General features: G+C 66.4%; 14 protein-coding genes and 5 tRNA genes. 17 read left to right on the forward strand and 2 right to left on the reverse strand.

The genetic code is table 11. The features are described from left to right. The first annotated feature begins 7 nt into the window (after positions 1–7). The 4 genes from KF907_RS11325 (at position 8) to KF907_RS11340 (ending at position 3,369) form a co-directional block, all read left to right on the forward strand. On the forward strand, positions 8–688 hold the full coding sequence (locus KF907_RS11325) for a protein-L-isoaspartate(D-aspartate) O-methyltransferase (protein ID WP_291220477.1): 681 nt from the start codon (positions 8–10) through the stop codon (positions 686–688). A 25-nt stretch (positions 689–713) separates the two neighbouring features. Next, entirely contained in the window at positions 714–1,319 is a 606-nt protein-coding gene (locus tag KF907_RS11330; RefSeq protein WP_291220479.1) for a YqaA family protein, read from the forward strand. Between the two features lie 15 nt (positions 1,320–1,334). Next, complete coding sequence (locus tag KF907_RS11335; RefSeq protein WP_291220481.1) at positions 1,335–2,252, forward strand: peptidoglycan DD-metalloendopeptidase family protein; 918 nt, start codon at positions 1,335–1,337, stop codon at positions 2,250–2,252. A 214-nt stretch (positions 2,253–2,466) separates the two neighbouring features. Continuing rightward, positions 2,467–3,369 carry a sigma-70 family RNA polymerase sigma factor gene (locus tag KF907_RS11340; protein ID WP_291220483.1) on the forward strand — a complete coding sequence of 301 codons (903 nt, stop codon included), beginning with the start codon at positions 2,467–2,469 and terminating at the stop codon, positions 3,367–3,369. Positions 3,370–3,402: 33 nt separating this feature from the next. Here the strand turns inward: KF907_RS11340 and KF907_RS11345 are convergent, their stop codons facing one another. Both KF907_RS11345 and yhbY read right to left on the reverse strand, forming a co-directional pair. Then, positions 3,403–3,774 (reverse strand): Mth938-like domain-containing protein, encoded by a 372-nt coding sequence (locus KF907_RS11345; RefSeq protein WP_291220484.1) that lies wholly within the window; start codon positions 3,772–3,774, stop codon positions 3,403–3,405. 13 nt (positions 3,775–3,787) lie between these two features. After that, positions 3,788–4,084 carry a ribosome assembly RNA-binding protein YhbY gene (gene yhbY, locus KF907_RS11350; protein ID WP_291220486.1) on the reverse strand — a complete coding sequence of 99 codons (297 nt, stop codon included), beginning with the start codon at positions 4,082–4,084 and terminating at the stop codon, positions 3,788–3,790. Between the two features lie 108 nt (positions 4,085–4,192). Here yhbY and rlmE point away from each other — a divergent pair, with 108 nt between their 5' ends. From rlmE to clpX, 13 genes are all read left to right on the forward strand, one after another. Then, positions 4,193–4,813, forward strand: a complete 621-nt coding sequence (gene rlmE / locus KF907_RS11355) for a 23S rRNA (uridine(2552)-2'-O)-methyltransferase RlmE (protein WP_291220488.1) — start codon at positions 4,193–4,195, stop codon at positions 4,811–4,813. Between the two features lie 27 nt (positions 4,814–4,840). Continuing rightward, positions 4,841–6,781, forward strand: a complete 1,941-nt coding sequence (gene ftsH, locus KF907_RS11360; RefSeq protein WP_291220490.1) for an ATP-dependent zinc metalloprotease FtsH — start codon at positions 4,841–4,843, stop codon at positions 6,779–6,781. A gap of 61 nt (positions 6,782–6,842) precedes the next feature. Further along, the gene (gene folP, locus KF907_RS11365; protein WP_291220491.1) at positions 6,843–7,730 is read left to right on the forward strand and encodes a dihydropteroate synthase; all 888 of its coding nucleotides are present in this window, start codon (positions 6,843–6,845) and stop codon (positions 7,728–7,730) included. A 238-nt stretch (positions 7,731–7,968) separates the two neighbouring features. After that, positions 7,969–8,562 carry a tetratricopeptide repeat protein gene (locus KF907_RS11370; protein WP_291220493.1) on the forward strand — a complete coding sequence of 198 codons (594 nt, stop codon included), beginning with the start codon at positions 7,969–7,971 and terminating at the stop codon, positions 8,560–8,562. Further along, positions 8,537–9,427 (forward strand): hypothetical protein, encoded by an 891-nt coding sequence (locus KF907_RS11375; protein WP_291220495.1) that lies wholly within the window; start codon positions 8,537–8,539, stop codon positions 9,425–9,427. The genes KF907_RS11370 and KF907_RS11375 overlap by 26 nt, the downstream gene beginning before the upstream one ends. A 233-nt stretch (positions 9,428–9,660) precedes the next feature. Beyond that, positions 9,661–9,737 (forward strand) — tRNA-Pro (locus KF907_RS11380). A gap of 44 nt (positions 9,738–9,781) precedes the next feature. Beyond that, positions 9,782–9,858, forward strand: a tRNA-Arg gene (locus tag KF907_RS11385). Positions 9,859–9,910: 52 nt separating this feature from the next. Then, positions 9,911–9,987 (forward strand) — tRNA-His (locus tag KF907_RS11390). A gap of 72 nt (positions 9,988–10,059) precedes the next feature. Further along, a tRNA-Lys gene (locus tag KF907_RS11395) sits at positions 10,060–10,135 on the forward strand. Between the two features lie 75 nt (positions 10,136–10,210). Next, a tRNA-Leu gene (locus KF907_RS11400) sits at positions 10,211–10,292 on the forward strand. A 133-nt stretch (positions 10,293–10,425) separates the two neighbouring features. Beyond that, positions 10,426–11,709: a trigger factor gene (gene tig, locus KF907_RS11405; protein ID WP_291220496.1), complete on the forward strand. Its 1,284-nt coding sequence runs from the start codon at positions 10,426–10,428 to the stop codon at positions 11,707–11,709. Positions 11,710–11,736: 27 nt separating this feature from the next. Next, positions 11,737–12,369: an ATP-dependent Clp endopeptidase proteolytic subunit ClpP gene (gene clpP / locus KF907_RS11410; RefSeq protein WP_291220497.1), complete on the forward strand. Its 633-nt coding sequence runs from the start codon at positions 11,737–11,739 to the stop codon at positions 12,367–12,369. A 116-nt stretch (positions 12,370–12,485) separates the two neighbouring features. Further along, positions 12,486–13,763: an ATP-dependent Clp protease ATP-binding subunit ClpX gene (gene clpX / locus KF907_RS11415; RefSeq protein WP_291220498.1), complete on the forward strand. Its 1,278-nt coding sequence runs from the start codon at positions 12,486–12,488 to the stop codon at positions 13,761–13,763. Positions 13,764–13,904: the final 141 nt, after the last annotated feature.

A 13,904-nucleotide genomic window follows, 5' to 3' on the forward strand; every position in this document is an offset into this window, starting at 1 on the left:
TCCCGCGATGACTTCCTATCCGCACCTGACGCCGGAGGTGCGAGGCCTAGGCATGACCTCGCAGCGTGCGCGCGACCGCCTGGTCGACCGCCTCGAAAAGGAAGGCATCCGTGACCGCCGCGTGCTCGACGTACTGCGCCAGTTGCCACGCCACCTGTTCGTCGACGAGGCACTGGCCACCCGCGCCTATGAGGATGATGCACTGCCGATCGGTCGTGGCCAGACGATCTCGCAGCCGCAGGTCGTCGCGCGCATGACTGAACTCGTGCTTGAACACGGCGTGCCGAAGCGCGTGCTCGAGGTAGGCACCGGCTCGGGTTACCAGTGTGCCGTGCTGGCAGCGCTGGTCGACCATGTCTATACGGTCGAGCGCATCGACGAATTGCTGCGCAACGCGCGTCGACGCTTCCGCAGGCTCGGTTTCACCAACATCCGCTCGCGCCATGATGACGGCCGTCTCGGCTGGCCAGACGAAGCGCCGTTCGACGCGATCCTGGTCACGGCTGCCGGAGCCGACATCGAAGACGCGCTGCTCGCCCAGTTGTCTCCACAAGGCGTGCTGGTTGCGCCGGTCGGGCCGAGTGGTCGCCAGCAGCTCGTGCGCGTGCGCGCCGGCGAGGAGGGGGCTTGGCGGCGCGAGGTGATTGCCGCGGTCAGCTTCGTGCCCCTGCTCGGTGGCGTCGGATGATTGGTTGCGTGCGCGGGAGCATCGAGTGAAGCTGTTCCGGCCGCTCTACGAAAAGGCGCTGCATTGGGCCGCGCATCCGCGTGCGGAACCCTATCTGGCCGGACTGAGCTTCGTCGAGGCAATCATCTTTCCGGTCATGCCCGAGGTGATGCTCGGCCCGATGGTCCTGGCCAAGCCGTCACATTGGGCGCGCTATGCGACGGTGAGCCTGGTGTTCTCCCTGCTGGGTGCGCTGGTCGGCTATGCACTCGGCCACTACGCGTTTGAGGCGCTGCGTCCGCTGCTGGGTGCGCTCGGCTGGCTCGACCGGATCGATGCGCAGGTCGCCGAATTGAACGCGATCGTGCAGCAGAGTCCGTGGATGGCGTTCTGGGCCCTGGTCGTGGCCGGCTTCCTGCCGATCCCGCTGAAGATCTTCACCTGGGCTTCGGGCATCGTTGGCGTGCCACTGCTGCCGTTCTTCGCCAGCATGGTGGTCGGTCGCGGCAAGCGCGTCTACCTGCTTGCGGGCGTGATCCGCCTTGCCGGCCCGCGCGCCGAGGCGATGCTGCACCGCTGGATCGAATGGATCGGCTGGGTGCTCGTCGCCTTGATCGTGTTCGTCGTGGTCTACTTTCGTTTCCTGCACTGAGCGACCCGCCTGACCGTGCTTCGCCGCCTCCGCCCTGTCATCGTCGCCCTGCTTGCCGGCCTCGTCGCCGCGTGCGCGAGCACGCCGCCGGCACCCGTGCACGACCGCAGCGTCGGTGCGCCGCGCAAGTCCGTGCCGTCGCGTGCGCTGAATCCCGCGATCAGCGGCGAGCATGTCGTCGTGCGCGGCGACACCTTGTACAGCATCGCTTTCCGCAACGGCCTGGACTATCGCGACCTGGCGCGCATCAATGGCATAGCGCCGCCGTACACGATTCATGCAGGCCAGCGCATACGCCTTGCCGGCGCAACGTCGCCGCGCGTAGCTGCCGCTCCCGCGCCACGACAGCCGCCGCGGACCCAGCCCGTGCGTCCGGCGCCGACACCGAGTGCGCCGAAGGCGCCGAAGTTCGAGGACGTGCCGCCGGCCGCGCCGCCGCTGGTCGCATCCGCACCTGCTGCGACCACATCGGCATCGCCGACCGCATCGACGCCGGCCGTGACCCCGCCGAAGCCGGCCACGCCTGCGACCAGCGCACCGCCGGTGGCTGCCTCGACTTCCGGCATCACCTGGCGCTGGCCGGCCGAGGGGCCGCGCCTGAACGGTTTCGTTGCCGGCGATCCGACCCGTCAGGGCATCGACATCGGTGGCCGTGCCGGCGATGCCGTTCGTGCCGCCGCCGATGGCGAGGTCGTCTACAGCGGCAACGGCCTGATCGGCTACGGTGAACTTGTCATCATCAAGCACAGCGCGGCCCTGCTGTCGGCCTATGGCCACAACCGCCGCCGTCTGGTGCAGGAGGGCGACAAGGTCAGGGCCGGGCAGCAGATTGCAGAAATGGGCTCGTCGAGCGCGAGCCGCGAGATGCTACATTTCGAAATCCGCCGCAATGGCAAGCCGGTCGATCCGGCGGCATTCCTGCCGGCACGCTGAGCCGCTGCCCTTGCGGATGCCACCCCATCATTGGGAATCAAGAGCTTGGGGCCGTCCGGTGCAGGCGCAGATGGGCGTTGCGCCGGCTCGACAGACGGCCAGTCTGGCTTCGCCGTCGCACCTTGATCAGCGTCCGCACAGGATGGTGACGCCATTGTGGGATTGATCAGAACATCCCTTGCGCAGTCGATCCAGCGCTCCCTAAGCTCGCACGATGAGTTCCGCACTGCCGCCTGAACCGGGTTCCGAGCCCGAGGTCGAGGAAGTCCTCGCCCTGCTCGAGGCGATCGAGCCCGCGAACGAGGAAGTGCGCAGCTCCACGGGCGCCTACCTCAACGAAATCGGCCTCATTCCGCTGCTGCGCGCCGAGGAGGAATGGGCGCTGGCCGAACGTGTGCAGGCCGGCGATGTGGAGGCACGCCGTCGCCTCATCGAGGCCAACTTGAGACTCGTGGTCACGGTTGCACGCGGTTACGTCGGTCGCGGCGTGCCGCTGCTCGACCTGATCGAGGAAGGCAACATCGGCCTGATCCGCGCAGTCGAGAAATTCGAGCCGGCCAGGCGCCTGCGTTTCTCGACCTATGCAATGTGGTGGATCCGGCAGGGCGTACAGCATGCGCTGTCGCACCAGGGGCGCACCGTGCGCATTCCGGTGCACGTGCTGCGCGAACTGGCCCAGGTGCTGCGTGCCAACCGCGAACTGACCGCTCGCCAAGGCCGTGCGCCCAGTCTCGAGGAACTGGCTGCCGCAGTCGGCAAGCGCAGCCAGGACGTCGCCGAACTGTTCCGCGTCAGTGAGCACATCAGTTCGCTCGATGCGCCGTATTCCGACAGTGATGACCGTGCCCTCATCGAGCACATCATCGAAGAGGATGAGCCGGTCGCCGCGGCGAGCGAGGTCGGCGATCCGGGGCGTCTGCAGGACTGGCTGGCGGCGCTGAACGAGCGCCAGCGCCTCGTCATCGAACGTCGCTTCGGTCTCGGTGCGCAGCCGGTGCAGTCGCTCGCCGAGATCGCCCGTGATCTGGGCGTGACCCGCGAGCGCGTGCGCCAGATCCAGCAGGACGCGATCCGCCGCCTGCGCGGCCTGTCGCAGACGCCGCCACCGCGTGCCTGAGCCGTTCGGCGCGTCGACGACGTCCGCCTGGGTTCAGCCGAGGATGAATGCGCCGACGACGCGGCGCCCTTCGGCGGCGAGCAGGTTGTAGGTACGGCTGGCGGCACTGTTGTCCATCACCTCGACGCCGACCTGGCGACGCTGCAGTGGCAGCAGCAGTTCGCGCGGCGGGAACACGAGGCGGGCGCCGCTGCCGAGGATGACCAACTCGGGCTCGAGGTCGAACAGGCGCGCGATCGCTGCCGGATCGAGCGCGGCCAGCGAGGGCACGGGCCAGTCCTCGATGACGCGGTCCGGGGCGATGACGAAGCTGGCGCGCAGTTCGCGGTCGATCACGGTGATCGCGTCGGCACGGCAGGCGCGGATGAAGAAATAGCCTTCGGGACGGTCGTGGCTCAGGTGCATCGGTCGCACCGGCTCACTTAGGCAGCGGCAGTCTTGGTGCGTCGGCGTTGCGCCGCCACAACGTGGCGGTGCGGCCGATGGTCTGCACGAGTTCGGCGTCGAGTGGCGTGCACAGTGCTTCAATCTGCGCCGCGCGTTCCGCTCGGTCACCGCCCGAGAGCTTCACCTTGACCAGCTCGTGGTGGTCGAGGGCGAGGCCGAGTTCGGCGATGACGGCCGGCGTGACGCCCTTCTGGCCGAGCAGGACGACCGGGTCGAGCGAGTGGGCGAGACCACGCAGATAGCGCTTCTGGAACGGGGAAAGGGGCATGAACGGAGTCCGTGTACGGGCCCGGAAGCGGGGCGCCGGCAAGATTTCGGGCTATTATGCGGCTTCATTCCCGGCTGGACCAACGCGCGCGGCGCGTGCGGAACAAGTGTGGCACGAAGCAAATCGAGTTCACGCTGGCTGCAGGAGCATTTCAGCGACCCGTTCGTAAAGAAGGCGCAGGCCGAGGGCTGGCGCTCGCGGGCGGTGTTCAAGCTCGACGAGATCCTTGAACGCGATGCCCTGCTCAAGCCCGGCATGGTCGTCGTCGACCTCGGCGCGGCGCCCGGCGGCTGGTCGCAGATGGTGCGCGAGCGCCTCGGCGATGCCGGTCGCATCGTCGCCCTCGACGTCCTGCCGATGCAGGGCATCGGCGGCGTCGAATTCATCCAGGGCGATTTCCGCGAGGACGAGGCAGTGCGGCAGCTCGACGCAGCTCTCGGTGGTGCAGCGGTCGATCTTGTGCTTTCCGACATGGCCCCCAACATGAGCGGGGTGTCCGCGGTCGACCAGGACCGTTCCATGCATCTGGCCGAACTGGCCGAAGAATTCGCCGATGCGCATTTGCGCAAGGGCGGGGCCTTCCTGGCCAAGCTGTTCCAGGGCCAGGGATTCGATGAGTACGTCAGGCGCTTGCGTGGAAAGTACGCACGCGTCAGCATCCGCAAGCCGAAGGCTTCGCGGGCGCGCAGCAACGAGGTGTATGCGCTCGCCACCGGCAAGCGCGGCTGAGGGACCCGGAGAGGATCGCGCACGAACATGAACGACATGGCCAAAACCCTCCTGCTCTGGGTCGTCATCGCGGTCGTCCTGCTGACGGTGTTCCAGAGTTTCAATCCGCGCGTGGCCACCGTCACGGACCTGCCGTATTCGGAGTTCATGCAGGCCGTGCGCGACAACCGCGTCGATGAAGTGCTGATCAAGAACGATCCGGGCTTCAACCGCACCATCGAGGCCAAGCTGCGCGACGGCAGCAGCGTGCGCACGACCGCGCTGTTGACCGAACAGGCCATCGCCGAAATCGAGAAAGGTGCGCAGAAGGTCAAGATCGAAGCGGCCGACCCGCCGATGCCGATCGCGTTGCGCATCCTGTTCGACTGGCTGCCGATCATCATCTTCATCGGTCTGCTGTTCTATTTCATGCGCCAGATGCAGGCCGGTGCGGGCGGACGCGGGGCGATGTCGTTCGGCCGTTCGCGCGCCAAGCTGCAAGGCGAGGACCAGATCAAGGTCACCTTCGCCGACGTCGCCGGCTGCGATGAGGCCAAGGAGGAGGTTTCCGAGCTGGTCGAGTTCCTGCGCGATCCGTCCAAGTTCACCCGGCTCGGCGGCAAGATCCCGCGTGGCGTGCTGATGGTCGGCTCGCCAGGTACCGGCAAGACCCTGCTCGCCAAGGCGATCGCCGGCGAGGCCAAGGTGCCGTTTTTCTCCATCTCCGGCTCCGACTTCGTCGAGATGTTCGTCGGCGTCGGTGCGGCGCGCGTGCGCGACATGTTCGAGCAGGCCAAGAAGCAGGCGCCGTGCATCATTTTCATCGACGAAATCGATGCGGTCGGCCGCCATCGCGGGGCTGGCCTTGGTGGTGGCCACGACGAGCGCGAGCAGACGCTGAACCAGTTGCTCGTCGAGATGGATGGCTTCGAAGGCAGCGAGGGCGTGATCGTCATCGCCGCGACCAACCGCCCCGACGTGCTCGACCCGGCCCTGCTGCGCCCGGGCCGCTTCGATCGCCAGGTGGTCGTACCGCTGCCCGACATCAAGGGCCGTGAGCAGATCCTCAAGGTGCACATGCGCAAGGTGCCGCTCGCCGCCGACGTCGAGCCGGTCGTCATCGCGCGCGGCACGCCGGGCTTCTCCGGCGCCGATCTCGCCAACCTCGTCAACGAGGCCGCGCTGTTCGCTGCGCGCGAGAACTCGCGCGACGTGACCATGCTCCATTTCGAGCGGGCCAAGGACAAGATCATGATGGGGGCCGAACGGCGCTCGATGATCATGAGCGAGGAGGAAAAGAAGCTCACCGCCTACCACGAGGCCGGCCACGCGATCGTCGGCCTGTCGGTACCGCTGCACGATCCGGTGCACAAGGTCACGATCATTCCGCGCGGACGCGCGCTGGGCGTGACCATGTACCTGCCCGAGCAGGATCGCCACAGCTACAGCAAGACCGAGCTCGAGAGCCGCCTCGCCAGCCTGTACGGCGGGCGTGTCGCCGAGGAGATCATCTTCGGCGAGGACCGCGTGACCACCGGTGCCTCGAACGACATCGAGCGCGCGACACAGATGGCGCGCAACATGGTCACCAAGTGGGGCCTCTCCGACGAAATGGGCCCGATCGCCTACGGCGAGCAGGAAGACGAGGTCTTCCTCGGCCGCTCGGTGACCCAACACAAGAACGTGTCCGACGAGACCGCGCGCCGGATCGACGAGGTCGTGCGTGGCATCCTCGATCGGGAGTACGCACGTGCCAAGCGCATCCTCACGGAGAAATTGGGCATCCTGCATGCCATGGCCGAGGCGCTGCTGACCTACGAGACGATCGACCGCGAGCAGGTGGCCGAGATCATGGCCGGGCGTACGCCCTCGCCGCCGAAGGACTGGAACGGCGGTTCGCCGCGCAGCAGCGGCAGTGGCAATGGCCCTCGCGGCGGCGAAAGCCCGATCGGTGGGCCGGCCGCGCAGACGCGCGACGGCGAAGTCTGAAGCCTTGTTCCATGCCGACGAAGGCCGCCCGGTGCGGCCTTCGTTCTTTCCAGGGGGCATCATGTTGCACGCCAGCCTCGACTGCCGCGGCCGCATCCTCGAGCTCGACCGCCCGCGTATCGCCGGCGTCGTCAATATCACCACCGATTCGTTCTCCGATGGCGGACGCTGGCTCGACCGCGATGCCGCCATCGAGCACGCCCTGCGCCTGGTCGAGGAGGGCGCCGATCTGCTTGACATCGGCGCCGAATCGACGCGTCCCGGCGCCTCGCCGGTCGCCGCCGGCGAGCAGATCGCACGCGTCGTGCCGGTGATCGAAGCCGTCGCCGCGCGCACCACGGTACCGATTTCGATCGATACTTCGGATGTCGAGGTCATGCGTGCCGCCGTCGCCGCCGGAGCAGGGATGCTCAATGACGTGCACGCGTTGCGCGCCGACGGTGCGCTCGAAGTCGCCGCCGAACTCGGCGTGGTCGTTTGCCTGATGCACATGCAGGGCGAACCGCGCACGATGCAGCAGGATCCGCACTACGACGACGTCGTCGGCGAAGTGCACCGTTTCCTCACGGACCGCCTGTTCGCCTGCCAGCTGGCAGGCATCGAGCGCAAGCGCATCGTCGTCGATCCGGGTTTCGGCTTTGGCAAGACCCTCGAACACAATCTCGCCCTGCTGGCCCAGTGCGCCCGTTTCGCCGAGATCGCGCCGGTCTTGGTGGGGCTGTCACGCAAGTCGATGATCGGCGCATTGACCGGGCGCGAGGCGCCGGAGTCGCGCGTGGCCGGCTCGGTCGCGGCGGCCCTGATTGCCGTGCAGAACGGTGCCGCGATCGTGCGCGTGCATGATGTCGCGCCGACCCGCGATGCGCTGGCCGTGTGGCACGCGGTGAAGTCGCAGGTCGTGCCGACGGCCCGCCGTACCGACGTGGTCGCCGCATGGGACGACGATTGATCCGTGGGGGAGCCTCCCGTCGAGCGGTTCTCGGAGCGATGTCGGCCAGGATCTTTCATGCTCACGTGTCCAGCTGAGGCCTGGATCCGTCGCGATTGCCCCGTTTCGCAGTTGACGGCCTGCGTCGAAAAGCATCAGCGGCGCGCCCCGGAATTGTGAAGCGGTTCGCAAACTTCCCAGCGAGCCCCCATTGGGGCTAATCGCGAAGATGAGGCTTGATCGTCGAGGAGGGGCGGCGATGCGGATCATGCGAAGCAGTGGCGCGATGGTGTTCGCGCTCGTTTTGGCCAGCGGCATCGCCAATGCACAGGACTCCTGGCAACCCTATGTGCAAAAGGGTGGAGCCATGGCTGGTGTACAACCGATCGATGCCATGATGGTCGTCGATTGCCTGCTGCCTGGTCAGGTCCGACGCTCCGGGGCCATGTCCTACATCGGGCCACGCTTGCCGGTGAAGACCACCGCGCAGTTGTGCGCGATGCGCGGCGGCGAGTACGTCGCCTACGACCGCGCAACGCTCAAATCGAGTCTTGCCGTGTGGATGGACAAGGCCAAGGGTGGCGATGCCCAGGCGCAGTACTACGTCGGCCAGATCTACGAGAAGGGCATGGACGGCGCGCCGGACTACGCGGCTGCGGCGGACTGGTACCGCAAGGCTGCAGCCGTTGGTTCCAACGAAGCCAAACTGTCGCTGGCGGCAATGCTCGAAAGCGGGCGCGGCATGCAGGCCGATCCAACCGGCGGCGAGCCCGAAAGGCCGGCGGTCAGAAGGCGCGCGCATCGATGGCGCAGCTCTGGGCCTTGGCGTGGTCGCCTCGGCGAGCGCGGTTGACCTACCCGACGGCGACGCGTTGTTCCTGATCGCGACCACCCCCGCCGCGCAGCACTGGCACCCGCTCTCGGTGGACCCGGATACGGCGGTCACCACCTCGATCGGCCCTGCCACCACGCTCGACGGTGATGCCGGGCAATTCCAGGGGCACTACGACCCGGCAAGCAGCCGTGGCTACTACGTTCGGGAGTATTACGACCCCACGTCTGGCTATTCCTATTCGCTTGCCTCGATCAACCCCGCGACCGGCGCGCAGACGGCGGTCGGCCAACTGGTGGTGAACCCGGGAGGCGCGCCAAGCTATCCCGCTGGTGGTCCGCTTGCCATCGGGCCGGCAGGAGCATTCTTCATCGGTGGCCAGGCGCTGTACCGGGTGAACCTTGCGACCGCCGTCGCGACGCATGTGGCGAACATCACTTTTAGCCACCCCATGCGTACGGCCAGTTCCTTTGCCTACGACGCGGTGACGGGCGCCTACCACGTCATCGAGACGGGCGATGCTCCCCGTGTTTACAGGATCGATGTGACGAACGGGAGCCTGGTGGACCTCTTCTACATCGGCGGAGCCGGGTCGTCGGTCAAGTCGTTGCAGTTCGACTCGGAGGGGAATGCCTGGATCATCTACCGGAATGAGTTCGAAGAACCCGAGCTGGTGCCTCGGCTGACCAGCTTCCCGTTCGCGAATATTTCGGCCTGGGAGAATCGCGGGTTTCTGACTTTCGGTGGCGACTACCTGGACCTTGCCGATTCGCTGCTGCTGGTGTCCGGGGCCAGCGATGACAGCATCTTTGCCGACGGCTTCGAGGCGCAAGCCACGCTGTTGACGGTTCCGGAAGTCGAGGCGGAGCAGCTGCGGCGGAAGTGAAATCGGGCGTGGTAGCGTCGTTCACGGGATACAGGAACCGGGGCATCCGGAGCGTCGGGGCGAGTCCGCCAGGACATCAGGAAGGGAGGTTCCTCCGCTCGGGGACGGAGCAGCGATCCACCGAAGTTGCACGGAGTCGTGGGCCCATGAATTGACGCGACGCGGCACCGACATTAACATTCCGCGCCTTTCCGGTCGGTGCGGGCGCGAGCGTCGGTTCCATTCGGTAACGGCGGGGTATAGCGCAGTCTGGTAGCGCGCCTGCTTTGGGAGCAGGATGTCGGGGGTTCGAATCCCTCTACCCCGACCACTCCGGCGGCCCGCCGCATCGGCGAACGAAGTTCGTGCGATGTTGCGCCCGTAGCTCAACCGGATAGAGCATCGGCCTTCTAAGCCGACGGTTGCAGGTTCGATTCCTGTCGGGCGCGCCACTTGCGGGGCATGCGGATCGCGCCGGATCGGCGGGAACAATCGGTTTCGATGGTGGCTGTAGCTCAGTTGGTTAGAGTACTGGATTGTGATTCCAGTTGTCGGGGGTTCGAGTCCCCTCAGCCACCCCACTTCGACGGCAGCGTGAGCCGTGAGGGTTTCGCAGGCGCGGCTTGCCTTGCTACAATCGCGGTTCCTGTTTCGGGTCGTTAGCTCAGTTGGTAGAGCAGTTGACTCTTAATCAATAGGTCGTAGGTTCGAATCCTACACGACCCACCAAACAGGCCTTTCTCCGGGTGCGGGCGCGCAAGGCGCCATCGATACGAGCCACCCGCCATGCCCGGCGACGTCCGCGCGAACGTGGTGGAACTGGTAGACACGCTGGATTTAGGTTCCAGTGGGGCAACCCGTGAGAGTTCGAGTCTCTCCGTTCGCACAACCGTTCGTGACCGTTCCGCGGCGATCCACAGCCGATGCTGTGGATGCACGGGGGCGGCGCGATCGCTTATCATGTCCGGCTCGACGAGTCCCGGTTGCTGCCCGGGCGTACGCAGTTCCAAGGAGCATCCATGCAAGTTTCGGTTGAGAACGTCGGCGGCCTCGGGCGCAAGCTGACGGTGCGCATTCCCGCCGCGCGCCTCGATGACACGGTGCGCAATCGAGTCCTCGAGATGGGGCGCAATGCACGCATCAAGGGTTTCCGTCCGGGCAAGGTACCGACCAAGGTGATCGAGCAGCGTTTCGGCGCGCAGATCCGCGGCGAGGCGTTGTCCGAACTGATCGGTTCGACCTTCCAGGAAGCCGTCAGCAGCGAGAAGCTGCGTCCGGCCGTGCAACCGTCGATCGCGACCAGCGGCAAGCCCGAGAACGGCGAGATCGAATACACCGCGACCTTCGAGGTCATGCCCGAGTTTGGCCCGATCGACGTCAGCGGACTCGAGATCGTGCGCCAGGTAGCCAGTGTCGAGGAGCCGGACGTCGACCAGATGATCGAGACGCTGCGTCTGCAGCGGCGCAACTGGACGCCGGTCGAGCGCGCAGCGCAGAAGGACGACATGGTGCTGTTCGAGCTCTCGGCCCAGGCCGGCGATTTCCGTTACCCGGAGTCGGGGGCCGACCGCGTCGGCACCATCATCGGTTCGAACGCGCTGCCGGCGATGCTCGAGGATGTGCTGGTCGGCCACAAGGCTGACGAGGCCTTCGAAGCCGACCTCGACTTCCCTGCAGATTTCCGCGTTGCCGGCCTCGCCGGCAAGAACGCGCACGTGGCGATCACGGTCGTGCGTGTGCAGGAGCCGTCGCTGCCGGCCCTCGACGATACCTTCATCGCCGCATTCGGCGTCAGTGAAGGGGGGGTGGCGAAGTTTCGTGAGGACGTGCGTGCCAACCTCGAGCGCGAGCTGTCGGCCGCCTTGGCCGCACGCCTCAAGGCCGTCACGGTCGAGAAGCTGGTCGATGCGCACGCCGATCTCGAGCTGCCGCAGGGCGTCATCGAGAACGAGGCGCGCGACATGGCGCGCCGTGCAGCTGGCGAAGGCAAGCCGCCGCTCGCCCATGAGCCGTTCCTGGCAAGTGCGCGCCGCCGCGTCGCCGGTGGCTTCCTCCTCGCCGAACTCGCGCGCCAGAATGACATCCGCATCGATAGCCGCCGCGTCGCGGAAATGCTGCAGACGATCGCCTCGACCTACGAGGAGCCGGACCAGCTCATTGAACTCTACACGCGTGACCCCCAGTTGATGAGCGGCCTGCAGAGCCGCGTGCTGGAAGACCAGGTGGTCGACTGGGTTGCGGCGAACGCCAAGGTCAGCGAGCACAGCCTGAGCTTCAACGACGTGATGCGTCCCGGCGGCTGATCCGCCGGAACCCGAAGGAGACCGAACATGTCCAGCCGTATCGTCCCGCAAGGCCTCAACCTCGTGCCGATGGTTGTCGAGCAGACCTCGCGTGGCGAGCGCGCCTATGACATCTATTCGCGTCTGCTCAAGGAGCGGGTGATCTTTCTGGTCGGCCCGGTCGACGACTACGTGGCCAATGTCGTTGTCGCCCAGCTACTGTTCCTCGAGTCGGAGAACCCCGACAAGGACATCAACCTGTACATCAACAGTCCGGGCGGTTCGGTCACGGCCGGCCTCGCCATCTACGACACGATGCGCTTCCTCAAGCCCGACGTGAGCACGATGGTGATCGGCCAGGCGGCGAGCATGGGCGCCTTCCTGCTCACGGCGGGTGCCAAGGGCAAGCGTTACGCCCTGCCGAACTCGCGCGTGATGATCCACCAGCCGCACGGCGGCGCGCAGGGCCAGGCCACCGACATCGAGATCCAGGCGCGCGAGATCCTCTACCTGCGCAAGCGCCTGAACGAGGAACTGGCGGCCAACACCGGCCAGCCGCTTGAACGCATCGAGCGCGATGTCGAGCGCGACCTGTTCTTCAACGCCCAGGACGCCAAGACCTATGGCCTGATCGACGAGGTGCTCGAGCAGCGCCCGCAAGAGAGCATCCGCGCCGGCTGAGGCCGGTACTCCTAACCATCGCCGCGCCGGTCCGAGGGCTCCGGAACGCGTTTCCTGGCCCGTTTCGGGCCTGTGCTATGCTCGCGCGGCATCACGTGAACCACCCGAGGCGGGGCATGACTGACGAGCGACAGGGCCGATCGGGCGACGGCGGGAAAATCCTCTACTGCTCCTTCTGCGGCAAGAGCCAGCATGAGGTGCGCAAGCTCATCGCCGGCCCGTCGGTGTTCATCTGCGACGAATGCGTCGAGCTGTGCAACGACATCATCCGTGAGGAACTCGAGGAAAAGGCCGCCTCGGCACGCAGCCACCTGCCGAAGCCGAAGGAAATCCTCGACGTCCTCGACCAGTACGTGATCGGCCAGGGGCGCGCCAAGAAGGTGCTCGCGGTCGCCGTCTACAACCACTACAAGCGCCTCGAGTCGCGCACGCGCGGCGATGAGGTCGAACTGGCCAAGTCGAACATCCTGCTGGTCGGTCCGACCGGCTCGGGCAAGACCCTGCTGGCCGAGACGCTGGCGCGCCTGCTCAACGTGCCGTTCACGATCGCCGACGCGACCACGCTGACCGAAGCGGGCTACGTCGGCGAGGACGTCGAGAACATCATCCAGAAGTTGCTGCAGAAGTGCGACTACGACGTCGAAAAGGCGCAGAGCGGCATCGTCTACATCGATGAGATCGACAAGATTTCTCGCAAGAGCGAGAACCCGTCGATCACCCGCGACGTATCGGGTGAGGGCGTGCAGCAGGCCCTGCTCAAGCTGATCGAAGGCACGGTCGCTTCGGTGCCGCCACAGGGCGGACGCAAGCATCCGCAGCAGGAGTTCCTGCAGGTCGACACCAAGAACGTGCTGTTCATCGTCGGTGGCGCCTTCGCCGGCCTCGAAAAGATCATCCAGCAACGCTCCGAGACGACCGGCATAGGCTTCTCGGCCGAGATCCGCAGCACCAGCCGCAAGGCCGAACCCGGCAAGTGGCTGACCGATGTGCAGCCCGGCGACCTGATCAAATTCGGGCTGATTCCCGAATTCGTCGGTCGCCTGCCGGTCGTCGCGACACTCGAGGAACTCGACGAGACGGCCCTGGTCAAGATCCTGACCGAGCCGAAGAACGCGATCACCAAGCAGTTCAAGCGCCTGTTCGAGATGGAGGGCGTCGAGCTCGAATTCCGCCCCGAGGCATTGACTGCCGTTGCGCGCAAGGCGCTCAGCCGCAAGACCGGCGCGCGCGGCCTGCGGACGATCATCGAACAAGTCCTGCTCGATACGATGTTCGACCTGCCCTCGCTCGAGCACGTCAGCAAGGTCGTCGTCGACGAGGCTGTCATCAACGGCCAGGCCGAGCCCTACTTGATCTACCAGGGCAACATGCAGACGCGTGCGGTTGCCGAATAGGCGCCGCCGCGTCCCGCATCGCACGGCGCCTCCTTGCAAACCCGCGGCGTGGCCGCACTTCCGACGGGTCGGTACATCCCTTGACCGGGCGGCCGCGTGCCTGCACGCTGCCGGCGTACCGCAACACCGCACCACTTTCAG

The organism is Dokdonella sp., from assembly GCF_019634775.1.
GTDB lineage: Bacteria > Pseudomonadota > Gammaproteobacteria > Xanthomonadales > Rhodanobacteraceae > Dokdonella.